The sequence below is a fragment of the Streptomyces albiflavescens genome (genome assembly GCF_014645835.1).
In the GTDB taxonomy this organism is placed as follows: domain Bacteria; phylum Actinomycetota; class Actinomycetes; order Streptomycetales; family Streptomycetaceae; genus Streptomyces; species Streptomyces albiflavescens.
Window position 1 is genome coordinate 224,321 of the sequence record NZ_BMMM01000010.1, and the last position, 18,054, is coordinate 242,374.

Here is an 18,054-nt window from a genome sequence, read left to right on the forward strand (position 1 = left end):
CCGTGTTCGTTCCGTCATCCGGCGCCCAGTGGGGGTGCGGGGATACCGCCGGCGTCCAGGTACGCCTGCGGGGGCTTGAGGCGCTGGCCGGGGAAGCCGCCCTTCTCGTACTTCAGGAGCTTCTTCGCCTTCTCGGGATCGGTCTCGCCCTCCCCGTAGGCCGGGCAGAGCGGGGCGATGGGGCAGGCGCCGCAGGCGGGCTTGCGGGCGTGGCAGATGCGGCGGCCGTGGAAGATCACGTGATGGGAGAGCATGGTCCACTCGCTCTTCGGGAAGAGCGCGCCGACAGCCGCCTCGATCTTGTCCGGGTCGGTCTCGTCCGTCCACTCCCATCGGCGGACAAGCCGCTGGAAGTGGGTGTCCACGGTGATTCCGGGCCGCCCGAAGGCGTTCCCCAGGACGACGAAGGCGGTCTTGCGGCCTACGCCGGGGAGCTTGACGAGGTCTTCGAGGCGGCCGGGGACCTCGCCCCCGAAGTCGTCCCGCAACGCCTTGGAGAGCCCTATCACCGACTTCGTCTTGGCCCGGAAGAACCCGGTCGGACGGAGGATCTCCTCGACCTCCTCCGGGTTGGCCTCGGCCAGGTCCTCGGGGGTCGGGTACTTCGCGAAGAGCGCCGGAGTCGTCTGGTTGACCCGCAGGTCGGTCGTCTGGGCGGACAGGACCGTGGCGATGATCAGCTGGAAGGGGTTCTCGAAGTCCAGCTCCGGGTGGGCGTACGGGTACACCTCGGCGAGCTCGCGGTTGATCCGACGGGCTCGGCGGACGAGGGCGGTGTCCGGCGGGGGCGCCTTCTGCGGGGGCTTCTTGGCCGGGGGTGCCTTCCGGGCCGAGGGCGACTTCTTGGCGGAGGCCTTCTTGGCGGAGGCCTTCTTGGCGGAGGCCTTCTTGGCGGAGGCCTTCTTGGCGGAGGTCGGTGTCTTGCCTGCGGCAGCTTCGGTGACGGTCGTACCGGCGGCCGTGGCCTTCTTCGCAGCCGTGGCCTTCTTCGCAGCCGTGGCCTTCTTCGCAGCCGCGGTCTTCTTCGCAGCCGTGGCCTTCTTGGCGACTGCCGACTTCGTGGCGGCTGTCGACTTCGCAGCCGACTTTTTCTTGGCAGCCGTCACTTCCGTCGCCGTCCCCTTTTCGGCGGCCGCCGTCTTAGCGGCCGTCAACTTTGTCCCTTTTGTCGGTTTCTTGGTCCCGTCGGGGGCCTGTTCGCCCACAGCGGAATCGCGACGTACAACCACCCGCCCAGCCCCCTAGGCCTGTCTCTCACCGGCGATTTGGACACCCGGCCAGCCTAAAGCCCGGCACCGACATTCGCCTCGGACCCAGGAGATCGGCGCCCAATTGGCCCCCTGCCGCACTCACTGGGACGCCAGTGCGGCAGACTTGTGACTGATCACACTGTTTGGACCGTCCGGCAAGATGGGGAACACGGTCCCCTGGTACCAAGGGGGAGCAAGATCCCCTGAGCAGGTCGACAAGGAGAGAACTCGTGGACGACGTTCTGCGGCGCGCCCCGCTCTTCGCGGCGCTCGATGACGAGCAGGCCGCGGAGCTCCGCGCCTCCATGAGTGAGGTGACCCTCGCACGCGGTGACGCTCTCTTCCATGAGGGCGACCCCGGGGACCGCCTCTATGTGGTCACCGAGGGCAAGGTGAAGCTCCACCGCACCTCCCCCGATGGCCGCGAGAACATGCTCGCTGTTCTCGGCCCCGGTGAGCTGATCGGCGAGCTGTCGCTGTTCGACCCGGGCCCGCGCACGGCGACCGCCACCGCGCTGACCGAGGTCAAGCTGCTGGGCCTCGGCCACGGCGACCTGCAGCCGTGGCTGAACGCACGGCCCGAGGTGGCCGCCGCACTGCTGCGCGCCGTCGCCCGACGCCTGCGCAAGACCAACGACCAGATGTCCGACCTGGTGTTCTCGGACGTGCCCGGCCGCGTGGCCCGCGCGCTCCTGGACCTCTCGCGCCGCTTCGGTGTGCAGTCCGAAGAGGGCATCCACGTCGTCCACGACCTCACGCAGGAGGAGCTGGCCCAGCTGGTCGGCGCGTCTCGCGAGACGGTCAACAAGGCGCTCGCGGACTTCGCCGGCCGCGGCTGGCTCCGTCTGGAGGCGCGGGCCGTGATTCTGCTGGACGTGGAGCGACTGGCCAAGCGTTCGCGCTGAGTTCTGGCTGTACGTCGACGGGGTCCCGCCTTCTTGGAAGGCGGGACCCCGTCGGCCTTGACCGCCGCGTCCTCGAACGCCTGACGGGCTGCTCGAACGCCTGACGGGCTGAAAGGAAATGACGTGCCCTGCCACGTCCAGCAGGGCACAGTGGCCGCATGGCTGGACATGGGCGGCGCAGAGGGCTCGACGCCCTGGGGTACATCGAGCCCGAGGGATCCCTCGAGCAGATTCCGCACGTGTTCCGGCCCGTCGTCGCCGCGGCCCGCGATCGCTTGTCGGACGTCTTCGGGGCGCGGATGACGAGCGCGTACCTCTACGGGTCGATTCCGCGTGGCACCGCGCGCGTGGGGCGCAGCGACCTGGATCTGCTACTGGCGCTGCGCGAGGAGCCCACCGAGGCGGACCACAAGGACGCGCGAGCGCTCGACGAGGGACTCGACAAGGAGTTCCCGCAGATCGACGGCGCCGGGACGCTGCTGTCCAGCCGTGAGCGGCTGCTGAGCGACCTGGAGACGTACGACCTCGGGTGGTTCGTCTCCTGTCTCTGTACGCCGCTCCTGGGCGAGGATCTGGCCCAGTTCCTGCCGCGCTATCGCCCCGACTCCCGCCTCGCCCGGGAGACCAACGGCGACATCGCCCTGCTCCTGCCGCGCTGGCGGGAGCGGATCGACGGCGCCGCCGACACGGACGAGGCCCGGCGCCCGCTGGTCCGCTTCATGTCACGCCATCTCGTCCGCACCGGCTTCACGCTCGTCATGCCCCGCTGGAACGGCTGGACCAGCGACCTGAAGGAGATGGCCGAGGCGTTCGGCGCGTACTACCCGGAGCGGGCCGCGCAGCTGCGCGAGGCGGCCGTCCTCGGATACGAGCCGACGGGCGACCCCGCCGTCCTGCGCTCGTACGTCGACGACCTCGGGCCCTGGCTGAGCGAGGAGTACGCGCGCGTGCACGGCATCAAGGCCCCGCGCCCGTAAGTGCCTCCCCAGGGGCCTCACATACGCCTGGAGGCCCCCGTTGCCCGAGTGCCCTAGATGAGGCCGTGCTCGCGCAGGTAGTCCATCTGCGCGCGTACGGACAGCTCCGCCGCGGGCCACAGGGAACGGTCCACGTCCGCGTACACATGCGCGACGACCTCGTCCGGCGACCGGTAGCCGCTCTCGACCGCCGTCTCGACCTGGGCGAGGCGGTGGGCGCGATGGGCGAGATAGAACTCGACGGCGCCCTGGGCGTCCTCGAGGACGGGCCCGTGGCCGGGCAGGACGGTGTGGACGCCGTCGTCGACCGTCAATGACCGGAGCCGGCGCAGGGAGTCGAGATAGTCGCCCAGACGGCCGTCAGGATGGGCCACCACGGTCGTGCCGCGGCCCAGGATGGTGTCACCTGTCAGGACGGCCCGGTCGGCCGGGAGATGGAAGCACAGCGAGTCGGCGGTGTGTCCGGGCGTCGGTACGACGCGCAGCTCGAGCCCGCCGACGGTGACCACGTCCCCCGCGGCCAGCCCTTCGTCCCCGAGCCGCAGCGCCGGGTCCAGGGCCCGCACCTTCGTGCCCGTCAGCCCGGCGAACCGAGCTGCCCCCTCGGCGTGATCGGGGTGCCCGTGCGTGAGCAGCGTCAGGGCGACCCGCTTCCCCGCCTTCTCCGCCGTATCCACGACATTCCGCAGATGTACGTCGTCCAGGGGCCCCGGGTCGATCACCACCGCGAGCTCGGAGTCCGGCTCGGAGACGATCCAGGTGTTGGTGCCGTCCAGGGTCATCGCGGACGCGTTGGGGGCGAGCACGTTGACCGCGCGCGAAGTGGCGGGGCCGGAGAGGACTCCGCCGCGTGGCTGGCCCGGGAGGGCGGTGGCGTCGGTCATGCCGGGGCTCCACCGGTCGGGATGTGCTTGGTGAACTCGTCGTGGCCGGGCCAGGCGAGGACCACTTCGCCGTTCTCCAGGCGGGCCCTGGCCAGGACGGGGGTGAGGTCGCGGGCGGGCGCGGCTGCGAGGACGTCGGCGGCGCTGTCGTACTGGATGAGCTGGCGCAGGGTGGCGATGGTGGGCGGCATCATCAGGAGCTCGCCCTTGTCGTATCCGTCGGCCGCGTCCGCGGGGCGGATCCACACGGTGCGGTCGGCCTCCGTGGAGGCGTTGCGGGTGCGCTGGCCCTCCGGGAGGGTGGCCACGAAGAACCAGGTGTCGTAACGGCGGGTTTCGAACTCCGGGGTGATCCAGCGGGTCCAGACACCCAGCAGGTCGGACCTGAGCACGAGCCCTCTGCGGTCGAGGAACTCGGCGAAGGAGAGATCGCGGGCGACCAGGGCCGCGCGGTCCGCCTCCCAGTCCTCGCCCGTGGTGTCACCGACCACGGTGTCCGGGGTGGGCCCGGCGAGCAGGACGCCCGCCTCCTCGTACGTCTCCCGAACCGCCGCGCAAACGATGGCCTGGGCGGAGGTCTCGTCCACGCCGAGCCTGTTCGCCCACCACGCGCGCGTGGGGCCCGCCCAGCGGATCTGGTGCTCGTCGTCGCGGGGGTCCACCCCACCGCCCGGATACGCGTACGCGCCTCCGGCGAAGGCCATGGAGGCACGTCTGCGCAGCATGTGCACCACGGGGGTGACGTCGGTGTCCTTGAGCAGCATGACGGTGGCCGCCCGCTTGGGGGCCACCGGTGTCAGGGTGCCCTCCGCGAGCGCGCGGATCCTCTCGGGCCACTCCGGTGGGTACCACTGCCCATTCGCCATGGGCGGAGCCTATGCCGTACCGGGCGGATGTTCGAGAGGCGGTCGACGATCACGGCGGCCGGTGCCGGGGGTGCGGGTGGGGTTTTGTTCGCCCCCCGCCCCTGCCCGTCCCGTACCAGCCTTGCGGCTGCGGGCCGGTGGGGGTTGTTCGCGCAGTTCCCCGCGCCGCTTCCAGGGGCGCGGGGAACTGCGCGATCCTTCAAGCGGGGCTCTGGTCGGAGCCCCCGCCCGCGGCGCACGCCCTACGCCTCCGTCAGCTCCACCTGGATCTCGACCTCCACGGGGGCGTCCAGCGGGAGAACCGCCACGCCGACCGCGCTGCGGGCGTGGACGCCCTTGTCACCGAGGACCGCGCCCAGGAGCTCGCTCGCGCCGTTCAGGACGCCGGGCTGACCCGTGAAGTCCGAGGCGGAAGCGACGAAGCCGACGACCTTCACGACACGCGCGACGCGGTCGAGGTCGCCCGCGACGGACTTGACCGCGGCCAGGGCGTTCAGCGCGCAGATGCGGGCCAGGTCCTTGGCCTCCTCGGCAGTGACCTCGGCGCCCACCTTGCCGGTGAGCGGAAGCTTGCCGTCCACCATCGGCAGCTGGCCCGCGGTGTAGACGTACACACCGGACTGCACGGCGGGCTGGTACGCGGCCAGCGGCGGCACGACGTCCGGCAGGCTCAGCCCGAGTTCCGCCAGCTTCGACTCGACGGCGCCCCTCATGCCGACTTCTCCCGCTTCAGGTAGGCCACCAGCTGCTCGGGGTTGTTCGGCCCGGGTACGACCTGGACGAGCTCCCAGCCGTCCTCGCCCCAGGTGTCCAGAATCTGCTTCGTGGCATGGACGAGCAGCGGCACGGTTGCGTATTCCCACTTGGTCATGCGGCCGACTTTAGCCGTTGCCGTCCGGGGCCTCGCGCACACGTTGTCCACAGCCTCCTGCGTAGTACGGCGGCGGACTGGTTAGGCTCGAATACGTGAGCAGGCTCCAGGTCGTCAGCGGCAAGGGCGGTACCGGCAAGACCACGGTGGCCGCGGCCCTCGCGCTTGCCCTCGCGACCGAGGGCAAGCGCACCCTCCTCGTCGAGGTCGAGGGCAGACAGGGCATCGCGCAGCTCTTCGAGACAGAAGCGCTGCCCTATGAAGAGCGGAAGATCGCCGTCGCTCCCGGGGGCGGGGAGGTGTACGCGCTCGCCATCGACCCCGAACTTGCCCTTCTGGACTACCTCCAGATGTTCTACAAGCTGGGCGGCGCCGGACGTGCCCTGAAGAAGCTGGGCGCCATCGACTTCGCGACCACCGTCGCGCCCGGTCTACGAGATGTGCTCCTGACCGGCAAGGCCTGTGAGGCCGTGCGCCGCAAGGACAAGAGTGGGCGATTCGCGTACGACTACGTGGTGATGGACGCGCCGCCCACCGGACGCATCACGCGTTTCCTGAACGTCAACGACGAGGTCGCCGGACTCGCGAAGATCGGGCCGATACACAATCAGGCACAGGCCGTCATGCGCGTCCTCAAGTCCCCGGAGACCGCGGTGCACTTGGTGACGCTTCTCGAGGAGATGCCCGTCCAGGAGACCGCGGACGGCATCGCCGAGCTGCGGGCGGCGAAGCTGCCGGTCGGGCGGATCATCGTGAACATGGTGCGGCCCGCGCTCCTGGACGACACCGACCTGGAGCTCACGACCGCCGTTCCCCGTACGGCCATCGCCAAGTCGCTCTCCGCGGCCGGACTCGGCGGTGCCCGCCGCGGCGGACTCGCCGAGCGGCTCGTGGACCCGCTGCTCCAGCAGGCGGAGGAGTACGCCGAGCGCCACACCCTGGAGCGCGAGCAGCGGGCCGTCCTCACCGAGCAGGACCTGCCCCTGCACGAACTCCCCCTGCTCGCCGACGGAATGGACCTGGCGGGCCTGTACGAGCTCGCCGCCGAACTGCGCACGCAAGGGATCTCATGAGTCTGAACCGGGCCCGCGTACTCGACGTCGACCCGCTGCTCGACGACCCGAAGACGCGCATCGTGGTGTGCTGCGGCTCCGGCGGCGTCGGCAAGACGACCACGGCGGCGGCCCTGGGGCTGCGCGCCGCCGAGCGCGGCCGCAAGGTGGTCGTGCTCACCATCGACCCGGCGCGCAGGCTCGCCCAGTCCATGGGCATCGACTCGCTGGACAACACCCCGAGGCGCGTGAAGGGCATCGAGGGGGACGGCGAGCTGCACGCCATGATGCTCGACATGAAGCGCACCTTCGACGAGATCGTCGAGGCGCACGCGGACCCCGAGCGGGCCGCCACGATTCTCAACAACCCCTTCTACCAGTCGCTTTCGGCGGGCTTCGCGGGCACGCAGGAGTACATGGCGATGGAGAAGCTGGGGCAGCTGCGGGCGCGGGACGAATGGGACCTCATCGTCGTCGACACACCGCCCTCCCGCTCGGCGCTGGACTTCCTGGACGCCCCCAAGCGGCTGGGCTCGTTCCTGGACGGGAGGCTGATCCGGCTGCTCACGGCGCCGGCGAAGCTGGGCGGCCGGGCGGGGATGAAGTTCCTGAATGTGGGGATGTCGATGATGACCGGCACCCTGGGCAAGCTCCTGGGTGGCCAACTTCTCAAGGACGTCCAGACGTTCGTGGCCGCGATGGACACGACGTTCGGGGGATTTCGTACGCGCGCGGACGCCACGTACAAGCTGCTCCAGGCGCCCGGCACGTCGTTCCTGGTGGTGGCGGCCCCGGAGCGGGACGCGCTGCGCGAGGCCGCGTACTTCGTGGAGCGGCTGGCCGCGGAGGACATGCCCTTCGCCGGCCTCGTACTCAACCGGGTGCACGGCAGCGGCGCCGCTCAGCTGTCCGCCGAGCGGGCACTCGCCGCCGCGGAAGATCTTGATTCCGCGGCTGCAGAAAATCTTGACGAGGCCCGCATTGTGGATCAGGGGGACGGGAAAGCTGGACTTCGTAACTCTCCCGACACGTACGACAGTTCAGAATCTCCCGCTTCCGAAACACCAGCTCCTGACGGTTCCGACGAAGGCTCCCCCGCCGCCACGGACAGGATCGCCGTCACGGACGAGCATCAGACCGCCACCACGGACGAGGACCGGACCGCCGCCACGGACACCGACCGGACCGTTGAGCAGCTCACCTCAGGCCTGCTGAGGCTGCATGCCGAGCGCATGCAGCTGCTCTCCCGCGAGCAGCGCACGCGTGACCGCTTCGCCGCGCTCCACCCGGAGGTGGCGGTGGCCGAAGTGGCCGCCCTGCCGGGCGACGTGCACGATCTCGCAGGGCTGCGGGACATCGGGGACCGGCTCGCGGCCAATCGGCCGGAGCTGCCCGAGACAACCCTCGAACCGGGGGCCTGAGAGGAACGCCCTCAGCCCACCGCCGCGTAGCGCTCGTACACCTCTTCCTCGTCGAGGGGCAGCAGGCCCGCGCCGCGCTCGTACTCCGTACGCGCGGTCTCCAGCAGGCGACGCCACGAGGTGACAGTCGGCCGGCGGCGCAGCAGTGCGCGGCGCTCCCGCTCCGTCATGCCACCCCACACGCCGAATTCGACGCGGTTGTCGAGCGCATCGGCCAGGCACTCCGTGCGTACCGGACATCCGGTGCACACTGCCTTCGCCCTGTTCTGCGCTGCTCCTTGAACGAACAGTTCATCCGGATCGGTAGTGCGGCAGGCCGCCTGCGCACTCCAGTCGGTTACCCAGCCCATACCGGCGCCGTCCTCTCCCGAATCGAGGCTCCCCCACGGCGGCAGCGGCATATTCACCGCCGCCAGTTGAGGACGTTACGGAAGGTGGGCACAGCGCAACACCCCCTTCGGGCCCAATCTTGAATGGCCCGAACGGACTATGCGTAAGCGGCAGATCACCCGGGGGAGTGACCTGAGGACATGCGTGAGTATTCCGGCAAACCGGGACAGTTCAGTTGAGTCACAACGGACGCCTGGTGACGCATGAGGCTGATTCGGACACGCCCTCAACGAACCCCCGACAAAAAGTTGGGGATCCTCCGGAACGATTCGGGGTCGCCGGACGTATTGATACGTGGCCGCACTGCTGTGACAGTTGAGACCAGCTTAGGCCAAGGCATATACGCGTGTCCGGCGAATGAGAACGTAGGCTGCCCTCATGCCAAAGAAGCGCTCGGGTGGTGGTCTGTCGGCCACGCAGCAGGCCGCCAAGTTCCTCGGTGTCAGCGTGCTCGCAGGCGCCGTCATGGCCGGAATCGCGCTGCCCGCCGCGGGCGCGCTCGGCCTGGCGGCCAAGGGATCCGTGCAGGGATTCGACGACATTCCCGACAACCTGAAGAGTCCGTCACTGAGTCAGCGGACCACCATCCTGGACAACCAGGGCGGTCAGATCGCGACGGTCTACTCGCGCGACCGCACGGTGGTCGACCTCAAGGACATCTCGCCGTACATGCAGAAGGCGATCGTCGCGATCGAGGACTCGCGCTTCTACCAGCACGGCGCGGTCGACCTGAAGGGCGTCCTGCGCGCCCTGAACCAGAACGCGCAGAACGGCGGAGTGGCCCAGGGCGCCTCCACGCTCACCCAGCAGCTGGTGAAGAACTACTTCGTCGAAGAGGCCGGCGACGACCCGACGAAGGTCGCCCAGGCCACCCAGCAGACCCTCGGCCGCAAGATCCGCGAGCTCAAGTACGCGATCCAGCTCGAGGAGAAGCTCGGCAAGAAGAAGATCCTCGAGAACTACCTGAACATCACGTTCTTCGGCGAGCAGGCCTACGGCATCGAGGCCGCCGCCCAGCGCTACTTCTCCAAGCCCGCCAAGGACCTGAACCTCCAGGAGTCGGCGCTGCTCGCGGGCATCGTCCAGTCGCCCAGCCGGTACGACCCGGCCAACGACGAGGCGGAGGCCACCAAGCGCCGCAACACCGTGCTGCAGCGCATGGCCGAGGTGCACGACATCTCCCAGCAGGAAGCGGACGCGGCCAAGGAGAAGAAGCTCGGCCTGCACGTGAGCCGGCCCAAGAACGGCTGCATCACGGCCGTCAAGGGCGCCAGCTTCTTCTGCAAGTACGTGGAGCACGTCTTCCTGAGCGACCCGGTCTTCGGCAAGACCAAGGAGGCACGGGCGAAGGTCTGGAACCAGGGCGGCCTGACGATCCGTACAACGCTCGACCCGCAGTCCCAGGAGTCGGTGCAGACGTCGATAAAGGATCACGTCTACAAGTCGGACAAGGTCGCCGCGGCGGCCACCCTGGTCGAGCCCGGCACCGGCAAGATCCTCGGCATGGGGCAGTCGAAGCCCTACGGCTACGGGAAGAACGAGACCGAGTACAACTTCTCGGTCAACTACGACATGGGCGGCTCGAACTACGGCTTCCCGACCGGCTCCACCTTCAAGCCGTTCGTGGCAGCGGCGGCGCTGGAGCAGGGCGTGCCGGCGACGAAGGAATACTCGTCGCCGAACAAGATGCCCTACCCCAGCCCCGTGCAGACGTGCGGCAGCAAGCCCTGGACCAACCAGGCCAACGAGCAAGTGCCGAACGAGAGCCTGTCCGAGGTCGGTCCGTACCGGCTGAAGGAGGCGATGGCCAAGTCGGTCAACACCTACTTCGTGCAGATGATCTCGGACATCGGCCTCTGCCCGGTGATGAACCAGATCGAGAAGCTCGGCGTGGTCCAGGGCAACGGCGACAAGCTCCCCCAGGTGCCCTCCATCGCCCTCGGCGCCAAGGGCATCTCCCCGCTGACGATGGCCACCGCGTACGCCACCTTCGCCTCCCGCGGCATGTACTGCACCCCGATCGCCATCGAGTCGATCACGCAGAAGATCGACGGCAAGCAGAAGTCCCTCGCGGTGCCGAAGTCGACGTGCGCGCGGGCGATGTCCGAGAAGACGGCGGACACCATCAACACCCTGCTGAGCGGCGTGATCGACTCCGGTACGGGCCAGCAGGCCGGCCTCACCGACCGCGCCAACGCCGGTAAGACCGGCACGACGGACGAGCGCAGGAACGCCTGGTTCGTCGGCTACACGCCGAACCTGTCCGGCGCGGTCTGGGTCGGCAGCGCCACCCAGAAGGTCAAGATGGTGAGGATCAACATCGGCGGCGTCTACCGCGACAAGGTCTACGGCGGTCAGGTCCCCGGGCCCATCTGGCGGGACTTGATGACCGGCGCCCTCACCGGCAAGGACTCCCCGTCCTTCAACCTGGTCGACATTCCCGACGGCGACAAGGGCAAGGACGACGAGGACAACGACGGCCACAACGGCAATGGGAACGGAAACGGCAACGGCAACACCACCGACGGGAACACCATCGTCGGTCAGACCGACGGCGGAACGTTCCCGACGCCTTCCTTCTCCATTCCCGAAGGATGGATTCAGGGCAACAGCAACACCGGCAACGGAAACGGCGCGCCGCGCGGCTGAACCGTACGCCTTGACGTAATTGCGTCAGCTCCACAGTAAGGGCACCTTCTCGGTGGAGGCCGTGGCATATTCGCCTCCGGCCCCGCCTTGAGGGTGCCCTTGCTATTGCCATCTCACGTGGAGGGGACATGAAACTCAGATCCCGGCTCGGTGTCACGCTCAGTGCTTTGCTCGGTTCCCTGACTCTGGCCGTGGCCGTACCCACTTCGGCGCAGGCGGCCTCCTGCGACAACTTCGGCTGCGACGGCCACGATCCGAACGTCCAGACCTGGCAGACCGGCCCTGTCAGCCCCTACGGCCCGTACGATCTCGGCGGCTCGTTCGAGTACGAGCTGCGCTGGGGCAAGACGGACGGGGACCAGTACAGCTGGGGCCGCCTGTGGTACATCAGCGGCTCGGACGAGCAGAAGTGGACGGTCTACGTCCAGCGCTGCACAAAGAGCCACTCGACCTGTTACTGGCGCCTCGGCGAGAAGAAGGGCGGGGCCTCGGGCTGGACCTCGAAGATACCCGGGGGAACGAACTACTACTTCACCCGCACCCCGATGTACTACAACCCGTCGGGTTACGAAATGCGGGCCTGCGTGGAGGACCCCTCGGGTGACGAGTCGTGCACCCCTTGGTACTGAGCACGATCGGGCACCGACTGCCTATGGCCGGAAAGCGAGCGGGGATGGCGCAATTGCGTCACCCCGCTCGCCCCGTTAACAGTCTTTGGTGAGATTTATTCAACTGTCCGAATCCACAAGCGCTTCCTAGACTGGCCCCCTGAGAGGTAGCGATCGACTGCTGCTACTTGGGGGAGGCGACTTGACCGTTACGCCAGAAATAAACGCCGGTAATCCGAGAATCGACGCCAACGACCAGAAGATCCTGAATCTGTTGTACGAGGGACTGAACGACGCGTCAATTGCACGGCACTTAGGGGTGGGTCACCGCACAATACAGCGCAGAGTGCAACGGCTGATGGAACAGCTCCAGGCCAACGGGAGGGTGGCCCTGGGAGCGCGCGCCCAGGAACTCGGACTGCTGGGTGGTCCCACGGATCACTAGCGGCCTCACGGACGGACGCGGACACCCGAGTGACCTCGGGGTCCTTGCGTGCGGGCGTGAGGGTGACCCGACGGCAGGCCGACGCCCGCATGTGGGCGTCGGCCTGCGTGTTACAGATCCCCAGGGCTGCGCCGAAGCCCGTCTCCTTCTTCCCCCGGCCGCGACCGGAGAGAGCGGGGAAAGAAATCGACGACTACGAGTCGGTGCCTGCGAAAGGCGTGCAGCTCAGCTTCCCCGAGGTCTTCTCCTTGCCGCAGGCGCGGACCATATAGCCCTTGCCGCCGACCATGTTGGTCCAGTCGTGCCGCCCGTCCTTGACATCCACGGTTCGACGGCTGATGAGTGTGGTCCTGTCCGGGTTCCACTTCTCGACGGATATGGTCGCCGCGTAGACCGAATCGCCGGTGCGCGCCCAGCCGGCCCAACAGGAGTTGCTCCACCGCAGTTCGAAATCGGTTCTGCCGCCGGCGGTCGAATAGACCTCACCCACCAGAACGGTGTGCGCATCCCTGTCGCACCCCATGGAGACCGGCCCCTTGTTCTCGCAGCCAGTGCCGTTGCACCCGGCCGCGTACGCGGTCCCCCCGAGAGGCACCAGAGAGACCACCGCCGCCGCCAGGGGAACCAGCGCCACCTTGGCAAGCGATTTCATCCTGCGCGACTTTTCCATTTCCATCCTCCCCTAGGTGATTTGCATGAGGATGATGCCCACACCGGCCCACGGCTGACAAGATCAAGAATCCGGAACAATGTGACGAAATGGCGCCATTCGGCTGTCGTATTTACGCCAACCTCTCTCACTCAATTCCATGCGATACCTCAAGAAGATTTGCGCCTGGATCCGGGGAGCCGCATTTCGATGAACACGGCTCCGTGATTTTCGGAGAGAATTCCTCGAAATTTCCGCTGTAGGGCACAGAATCACCAGTCACCCACACCCGTCACCGATCGGTGGACGCAAATGAGGGTGCCCCCTGCGAACAGGGGGCACCCTCATCTCGCGCACGGGCGTCTCACGTACGGCATCTCCCGTACGGGCGTCGCACGCACGGCATCTCCCTAACGGGAAAACCTCAGTCAGCGAGCAGCTTCTTCACCACGGCGGCGACGCGGCCGCCCTCGGCCTGGCCGGCCACCTTCGGGTTCACGATCTTCATGACCTGCCCCATGGCACGCGGCCCCTCGGCGCCCGCCGCCTTCGCCTCCTCGACGGCCTGGGCGACGATCTGCTGGAGCTCCTCGTCGGACAGCTGCTTGGGCAGGTACGCGGCGAGAACCTCGCCCTCCGCCTTCTCCCGCTCGGCCGACTCGGCGCGCCCGCCCTGCGCGAAGGCATCGGCCGCCTCGCGGCGCTTCTTCGCCTCGCGGGTGATCACCTTCTGCACCTCGTCGTCGGAGAGTTCGCGCTTGGTCTTGCCCGCGACCTCCTCCTTGGTGATGGCGGCGAGGGTGAGCCGGAGCGTCGAGGAGCGGAGCTCGTCGCGCCCCTTGATCGCGGCGTTGAGGTCTTCCTGCAGCTTCGACTTGAGCGTGGTCATGCCGTCGATTGTCGCAGGTGTGGTGCGCCGGTCGCCTGCTGATTTCGGCACGAGCCGTGCATGCGCCCGCGGTTGTCCACAGGCGGGGACGCGGGGCTGCCGGGGTCTGACACGATGGACACATGCGCGCGCGATACGGAGTACCCCTGGGAATCACGGCGGTGGGCGCCGCCGGTCTGTTGTATGCGGCGGGTTTCGAGACCCGTTCCTTCCGTCTCCGGCGGGTGACGGTCCCGGTCCTGCCACCGGGGATGCGACCGCTCCGAGTCCTCCAGGTCTCCGACATCCACATGGTGAGCGGCCAGCGCAAGAAGCAGCGCTGGCTGCGTTCCCTGGCCGGACTGCGCCCCGACTTCGTCATCAACACCGGAGACAACCTCTCCGACCCGGAAGGCGTGCCGGAGGTACTGGACGCGCTCGGCCCCCTGATGGAGTTCCCCGGGGCGTACGTCTTCGGTTCGAACGACTACTACGGCCCCACACTCCGCAACCCCGCCCGCTACTTGTTCGAGAAGACGAAGGGTCGACACGGTCTGAACGGCAACCCACCGGTCGTGGGCGCCATCCACAACCCGTGGGAGGACCTCCGCGACGGCTTCGACACGGCGGGCTGGCTGAACCTGACGAACACGCGGGGGACGCTGAAGGTCGAGGGCGCGGAGATCGAGCTGACCGGCCTCGATGACCCGCACATCAAGCGAGACCGCTACGCGCGCGTGGCCGGCGGCCCGTCGGAGTCCGCCGACTTCTCGATGGGCGTGGTCCACGCCCCGTACCTGCGCACCCTGGACGCCTTCACAGCCGACGGCTACCCCCTGATCCTGGCCGGCCACACCCATGGCGGCCAGCTCTGCCTGCCCTTCTACGGCGCCTTCGTCACCAACTGCGACCTCGACACGGACCGAGTGAAGGGCCTGTCCACGCATACGGCGGAGGGCCGGACGTCGTACATGCACGTCTCGGCGGGCTGCGGGACGAGCCGCTACACGCCGGTACGGTTCGCCTGCCCGCCGGAGGCGTCGCTGCTGACCTTGGTGGAGCGCAGGTAGGGGCGGCGGGGCAGGGGCCCGACGGGTTGGACCACCGCCGACGATCGAGCCTTGACCGCGAACGCCCGGGCGATGGTCCGGGCGAAGGCAGGGACGATGGTCCGGGCGAAGGCAGGGACGATGGTCCGGGCGAAGGCAGGGGCGCCGGTGGGGCCACCGGTGGGTAGGCGCACTGGTGAGGGCGATGTAACCCACCCAGACGCCCCATATCGCCCGATTCGCCCGATCCGCTTAGCGTAGGGCCATGATCGCCCCGATGCCCAAGGACATACCCGACCTCCCCGCGATACCGGGTATCCCCCCGCCGTCCCCCTCCTTCGTCCCCGCGACAGCGGTGGTGGCCCCCACGCGCCGCCCGGTGACGGCGGCCTTCCGCCTCCTCGTGGCCCTCGCGGCGGCAATGGGCGTGACCATCGACCTGATCCTGGGCAACGCGGTCCACGTCCTCAGTTACTTCACGATCCAGAGCAACGCTCTCGTGGCCCTCGTCTTCACCGCCTCGGCCCGGCGCGCGTGGACGGCCCGCCGCCCCCTACCCGGCGTTGTGACGGGCGGCACACTGCTTTACATTTCGATCACGGGCCTGGTCTACCACCTGATCCTGACGAACCAGCCCGGCGGCTTCTCGATGACGGATGACGTCGCCCCGCTCACCGGCTGGCATGCGGTCGCCAACCAGCTCCTCCACACGGTGACGCCGATCGCGGTACTGGCCGACTGGCTCCTACTGACCCGCCCGACCCCGCTGGCCGTCCGAAACGCGGCCACCTGGCTCGTCTACCCCCTCGCCTACCTGGGCTTTTCCCTGGCCCGAGGCGCGATGATGTCCCCCGGCACCCCCATGCGCTACCTCTACCCCTTCGTGGACGTCGACGAGCACGGCTACGGCGGCATCCTCGGCAACGCAGCGATCCTCGGCCTCGCCTTCTACGCCCTCGCCCTCCTCGCTGTCGCCGTCGACCACCTGCGCCCCGACCCGGTCCGCCTTCACGTCCGACGCCCTGAAAACCGGATTTCGTCTCCGGCCACCAGTGGGCTAAAGTAAACGACGTCGCAGCGACAAGCAGCGACAATCGGGGTGTAGCGCAGCTTGGCAGCGCGCTTCGTTCGGGACGAAGAGGTCGTGGGTTCAAATCCCGCCACCCCGACAGCTGAAACACCAGGTCAGGGCCGGTTTCCCCTCACGGGAAACCGGCCCTGACTCGTTCCACAGGGTCTCTGGGGAGCAGATGGGGAGTGGATCAAGGAAATCGACTCCCCGAACGTCACCCCCGACGCGCTCTCAGCAGCGCATCGAGCGCACGCACCGGTGACCGCGGGTGCAGGGCAGACCGTGCCGCCAACGCCCCCTCCCACTGCTCGGTCAGTTCATCCATGAGCCGGTTCCTCATCCGCGCCGTGATGTGCGAGTAGCGGGCTTGCACCGAGCCATCCTCGTGTCCCATCCGTTCATCCATGAGTTTGGGCGGGGTCCCGAACTCCTCCATGACTGTCTTATGGGAGTGCCTGAGCCCGTGCGGAGTGAGACCCCGTGCGATCGGCAGCCAGCACGCGTCGGCACGGCCCGAGGCATTCCAGCCCCGCGCCGGCACCCCTGGCCAGGGGTGCGCCATCACGGGTACGGGGCGCGCCTCCTGCGGGGCCTTCTTCGGGCACCACCCCGCCGTGGCCGGATGGAACAGCCAGGTCGCGAAACCGGTACGGCGCCAGTGCGCGGCCGTCTCTCCCGTCTGACCCGCACGGACGTAGCCGAGTTCCGCGATAGCTGTCTCCACCCAGATCCGCGTTCGCTCCGCGACCATGTCCGGACGGTTCAGCACGTTCGAGACCGTTGCCGCAGAGACCTCGGCGCGGCGGGCGACTTCGACCAGCTTTGCGCCGACGTGCCGGGCAGCGCCGTTGGCGGGACCGTGGCCACGGAACACGTAGGTGTGCTCATGGCACGGGCAGGGTGCCGACTCGGTCTGGGCGATATGGCCTGCGACCAAGGCAGACAGCCACTTCGGCGTGTCGATGGTCCGGTAGGAGTCGTCCTTGGGTGGGCAGCGCTCGAACTCCCCCGAGTCGAGTTCGTACAGCTGCCACTCCACCCGCACCGATGCGGGGCGGACGAACTTGCGCTCCAGACCGACGATTTCGCCCCATCGCATGCCGGTGTACCCCTTCAGGACCACGGCTACGAATTCGTCGTCACGGCCAGACAACAGCGAAGCGCGCTCGGCTGTCAGCAGGATTCCGAGAGCGTCGGTCACCACCTTCTCGGGGCCGCGGTTCCGAGAGCGTCCGGCGCGCTTGCCTCGGCCGCGCCGCTTGGCTGCCGGGTTGGAATCGCGAAGTCCTTCATCCACGGCGTCGGCGAGGATGAGGTGCAGCGTGCCGTGCCAGGTCTTCACGCTAGACGCGGCGTAGAGCTTCCGCTCCTTCTTCTCCCAGGCGCCGACGTCCGTGGGCTGGATATCGGCGATGGCCTTGTCCTCGAAGGCAGGGAGGAGGTGCTCCTCGATGTGCCGCTTGTAGTTCTGCATAGTCGATGCGGCCAACTCCTGTGCCGCATACCAGCGGTTCACGTACTCGCCGAAGGTCTCCTTCCCTGCATTCGGGTCGCGATAGCCGACCTCTCGGACCTTGGCCTCCGCATCGTTCGCTGCCTTCGCAGCCTCGCGCTTGGTGGCGAATCTGATCGTGGCACCGTTGGCGTCCACCACAGTTCGGAGCACACCTGGTGCAATCCAGTACCGGCCTCGGTAGTAATCGGCGCGCTTCTCGCCGTAGCCCATGGTTACCTCTCACGACAAGCGAGGGGTGGAGACCATGGCTGGCCTCCACCCCTCGTGATCAGCTCTTCTATCAAGCGGCGTTCCGAGCGCGACGCGGACGGCGCGCACGGAGACTCGCTACTGGTCGTACCGGCTGCGCCAAAGTGCGGCGCCGGGGTACGGCTTCGCCCTCGATGGCGTTTGCCGGGCTGGGCCGCTCTTCAAGAATGTGGAAGATCTCTCGAACGTGATCGCTGGTAAAGCGGTACCCGCCACCGCTCCTCAGGAAGGGGATGCGCCGTCGGCGGACTTGTTCCTTCACCCACCACTCCGAGCACCCCAGTGACGTCGCTACCTCCGCCGCCGAATAGCTCAGGGGAAGTCCACTCTCCT

At 68.2% G+C, this 18,054-nt stretch carries 18 protein-coding genes and 1 tRNA gene; 10 read left to right on the top strand and 9 right to left on the bottom strand.

What is annotated here, in order from left to right:
- Positions 1–14: 14 nt before the first annotated feature.
- The gene (gene nth / locus IEY95_RS26605; protein ID WP_189188797.1) at positions 15–1,106 is read right to left on the bottom strand and encodes an endonuclease III; all 1,092 of its coding nucleotides are present in this window, start codon (positions 1,104–1,106) and stop codon (positions 15–17) included.
- A 374-nt stretch (positions 1,107–1,480) separates the two neighbouring features.
- Between nth and IEY95_RS26610 the strand changes: the two genes are divergently transcribed.
- Positions 1,481–2,155, top strand: coding sequence for a Crp/Fnr family transcriptional regulator (locus IEY95_RS26610; RefSeq protein ID WP_006382668.1), 675 nt, complete (start codon positions 1,481–1,483; stop codon positions 2,153–2,155).
- A gap of 158 nt (positions 2,156–2,313) precedes the next feature.
- A complete protein-coding gene (locus IEY95_RS26615) occupies positions 2,314–3,132 on the top strand; it encodes a nucleotidyltransferase domain-containing protein (protein ID WP_189188655.1) in 819 nt (272 codons plus the stop codon).
- Between the two features lie 53 nt (positions 3,133–3,185).
- On the opposite strand, the gene IEY95_RS26620 is transcribed toward IEY95_RS26615, so the two are convergent.
- The 4 genes from IEY95_RS26620 to sp36 all read right to left on the bottom strand — a co-directional run bounded on the left by IEY95_RS26620 (position 3,186) and on the right by sp36 (position 5,753).
- Positions 3,186–4,016 carry an MBL fold metallo-hydrolase gene (locus IEY95_RS26620; protein ID WP_189188656.1) on the bottom strand — a complete coding sequence of 277 codons (831 nt, stop codon included), beginning with the start codon at positions 4,014–4,016 and terminating at the stop codon, positions 3,186–3,188.
- Positions 4,013–4,882, bottom strand: a complete 870-nt coding sequence (locus IEY95_RS26625) for an NUDIX hydrolase (RefSeq protein ID WP_189188657.1) — start codon at positions 4,880–4,882, stop codon at positions 4,013–4,015. The genes IEY95_RS26620 and IEY95_RS26625 overlap by 4 nt, the downstream gene beginning before the upstream one ends.
- A 242-nt stretch (positions 4,883–5,124) precedes the next feature.
- The gene (locus tag IEY95_RS26630) at positions 5,125–5,595 is read right to left on the bottom strand and encodes a RidA family protein (RefSeq protein ID WP_189188658.1); all 471 of its coding nucleotides are present in this window, start codon (positions 5,593–5,595) and stop codon (positions 5,125–5,127) included.
- On the bottom strand, positions 5,592–5,753 hold the full coding sequence (gene sp36 / locus IEY95_RS26635; RefSeq protein ID WP_075033571.1) for a Sp36 family protein: 162 nt from the start codon (positions 5,751–5,753) through the stop codon (positions 5,592–5,594). Before sp36 ends, IEY95_RS26630 begins: the two co-directional genes overlap by 4 nt.
- A gap of 95 nt (positions 5,754–5,848) precedes the next feature.
- Between sp36 and bagA the strand changes: the two genes are divergently transcribed.
- Positions 5,849–6,826 carry an ATPase BagA gene (gene bagA / locus IEY95_RS26640; protein ID WP_189188659.1) on the top strand — a complete coding sequence of 326 codons (978 nt, stop codon included), beginning with the start codon at positions 5,849–5,851 and terminating at the stop codon, positions 6,824–6,826.
- Positions 6,823–8,226, top strand: coding sequence for an ATPase BagB (gene bagB / locus IEY95_RS26645; RefSeq protein WP_189188660.1), 1,404 nt, complete (start codon positions 6,823–6,825; stop codon positions 8,224–8,226). Before bagA ends, bagB begins: the two co-directional genes overlap by 4 nt.
- Positions 8,227–8,237: 11 nt before the next feature.
- On the opposite strand, the gene wblA is transcribed toward bagB, so the two are convergent.
- Positions 8,238–8,576, bottom strand: a complete 339-nt coding sequence (wblA, locus tag IEY95_RS26650) for a transcriptional regulator WblA (RefSeq protein ID WP_028799159.1) — start codon at positions 8,574–8,576, stop codon at positions 8,238–8,240.
- Between the two features lie 418 nt (positions 8,577–8,994).
- On the opposite strand from wblA, the gene IEY95_RS26655 reads away from it, so the two are divergent.
- The 3 genes from IEY95_RS26655 to IEY95_RS26665 all read left to right on the top strand — a co-directional run bounded on the left by IEY95_RS26655 (position 8,995) and on the right by IEY95_RS26665 (position 12,318).
- Complete coding sequence (locus IEY95_RS26655; RefSeq protein WP_189188661.1) at positions 8,995–11,265, top strand: transglycosylase domain-containing protein; 2,271 nt, start codon at positions 8,995–8,997, stop codon at positions 11,263–11,265.
- A gap of 128 nt (positions 11,266–11,393) precedes the next feature.
- Positions 11,394–11,894, top strand: coding sequence for a hypothetical protein (locus IEY95_RS26660; protein WP_189188662.1), 501 nt, complete (start codon positions 11,394–11,396; stop codon positions 11,892–11,894).
- A 181-nt stretch (positions 11,895–12,075) separates the two neighbouring features.
- Positions 12,076–12,318: a LuxR C-terminal-related transcriptional regulator gene (locus IEY95_RS26665; protein ID WP_268240510.1), complete on the top strand. Its 243-nt coding sequence runs from the start codon at positions 12,076–12,078 to the stop codon at positions 12,316–12,318.
- A 193-nt stretch (positions 12,319–12,511) separates the two neighbouring features.
- Here IEY95_RS26665 and IEY95_RS26670 read toward each other — a convergent pair whose 3' ends face one another.
- The gene (locus IEY95_RS26670) at positions 12,512–12,988 is read right to left on the bottom strand and encodes a DUF2690 domain-containing protein (protein WP_189188663.1); all 477 of its coding nucleotides are present in this window, start codon (positions 12,986–12,988) and stop codon (positions 12,512–12,514) included.
- A 403-nt stretch (positions 12,989–13,391) separates the two neighbouring features.
- A complete protein-coding gene (locus tag IEY95_RS26675; RefSeq protein WP_189188664.1) occupies positions 13,392–13,856 on the bottom strand; it encodes a GatB/YqeY domain-containing protein in 465 nt (154 codons plus the stop codon).
- A gap of 122 nt (positions 13,857–13,978) precedes the next feature.
- On the opposite strand from IEY95_RS26675, the gene IEY95_RS26680 reads away from it, so the two are divergent.
- The 3 genes from IEY95_RS26680 to IEY95_RS26690 all read left to right on the top strand — a co-directional run bounded on the left by IEY95_RS26680 (position 13,979) and on the right by IEY95_RS26690 (position 16,053).
- Positions 13,979–14,905 carry a metallophosphoesterase gene (locus tag IEY95_RS26680; protein WP_189188665.1) on the top strand — a complete coding sequence of 309 codons (927 nt, stop codon included), beginning with the start codon at positions 13,979–13,981 and terminating at the stop codon, positions 14,903–14,905.
- Positions 14,906–15,149: 244 nt separating this feature from the next.
- The gene (locus IEY95_RS26685; RefSeq protein ID WP_189188666.1) at positions 15,150–15,950 is read left to right on the top strand and encodes a Pr6Pr family membrane protein; all 801 of its coding nucleotides are present in this window, start codon (positions 15,150–15,152) and stop codon (positions 15,948–15,950) included.
- A gap of 29 nt (positions 15,951–15,979) precedes the next feature.
- Positions 15,980–16,053, top strand: a tRNA-Pro gene (locus IEY95_RS26690).
- Positions 16,054–16,170: 117 nt separating this feature from the next.
- On the opposite strand, the gene IEY95_RS26695 is transcribed toward IEY95_RS26690, so the two are convergent.
- Positions 16,171–17,682, bottom strand: coding sequence for a LacI family DNA-binding transcriptional regulator (locus IEY95_RS26695; protein ID WP_189188667.1), 1,512 nt, complete (start codon positions 17,680–17,682; stop codon positions 16,171–16,173).
- Positions 17,683–18,054: the final 372 nt, after the last annotated feature.

Excerpts from the sequence above, each read along its gene's own strand:
- sp36 (WP_075033571.1), bottom strand. The coding sequence starts at position 5,753 with ATGACCAAGTGGGAATACGCAACCGTGCCGCTGCTCGTCCATGCCACG.
- IEY95_RS26660 (WP_189188662.1), top strand. The coding sequence starts at position 11,394 with ATGAAACTCAGATCCCGGCTCGGTGTCACGCTCAGTGCTTTGCTCGGT.
- IEY95_RS26670 (WP_189188663.1), bottom strand. The coding sequence starts at position 12,988 with ATGGAAAAGTCGCGCAGGATGAAATCGCTTGCCAAGGTGGCGCTGGTT.
- IEY95_RS26615 (WP_189188655.1), top strand. The coding sequence starts at position 2,314 with ATGGCTGGACATGGGCGGCGCAGAGGGCTCGACGCCCTGGGGTACATC.
- IEY95_RS26655 (WP_189188661.1), top strand. The coding sequence starts at position 8,995 with ATGCCAAAGAAGCGCTCGGGTGGTGGTCTGTCGGCCACGCAGCAGGCC.
- bagB (WP_189188660.1), top strand. The coding sequence starts at position 6,823 with ATGAGTCTGAACCGGGCCCGCGTACTCGACGTCGACCCGCTGCTCGAC.
- IEY95_RS26630 (WP_189188658.1), bottom strand. The coding sequence starts at position 5,595 with ATGAGGGGCGCCGTCGAGTCGAAGCTGGCGGAACTCGGGCTGAGCCTG.
- IEY95_RS26685 (WP_189188666.1), top strand. The coding sequence starts at position 15,150 with ATGATCGCCCCGATGCCCAAGGACATACCCGACCTCCCCGCGATACCG.
- wblA (WP_028799159.1), bottom strand. The coding sequence starts at position 8,576 with ATGGGCTGGGTAACCGACTGGAGTGCGCAGGCGGCCTGCCGCACTACC.
- IEY95_RS26680 (WP_189188665.1), top strand. The coding sequence starts at position 13,979 with ATGCGCGCGCGATACGGAGTACCCCTGGGAATCACGGCGGTGGGCGCC.
- IEY95_RS26625 (WP_189188657.1), bottom strand. The coding sequence starts at position 4,882 with ATGGCGAATGGGCAGTGGTACCCACCGGAGTGGCCCGAGAGGATCCGC.
- IEY95_RS26675 (WP_189188664.1), bottom strand. The coding sequence starts at position 13,856 with ATGACCACGCTCAAGTCGAAGCTGCAGGAAGACCTCAACGCCGCGATC.
- IEY95_RS26695 (WP_189188667.1), bottom strand. The coding sequence starts at position 17,682 with ATGGGCTACGGCGAGAAGCGCGCCGATTACTACCGAGGCCGGTACTGG.
- IEY95_RS26620 (WP_189188656.1), bottom strand. The coding sequence starts at position 4,016 with ATGACCGACGCCACCGCCCTCCCGGGCCAGCCACGCGGCGGAGTCCTC.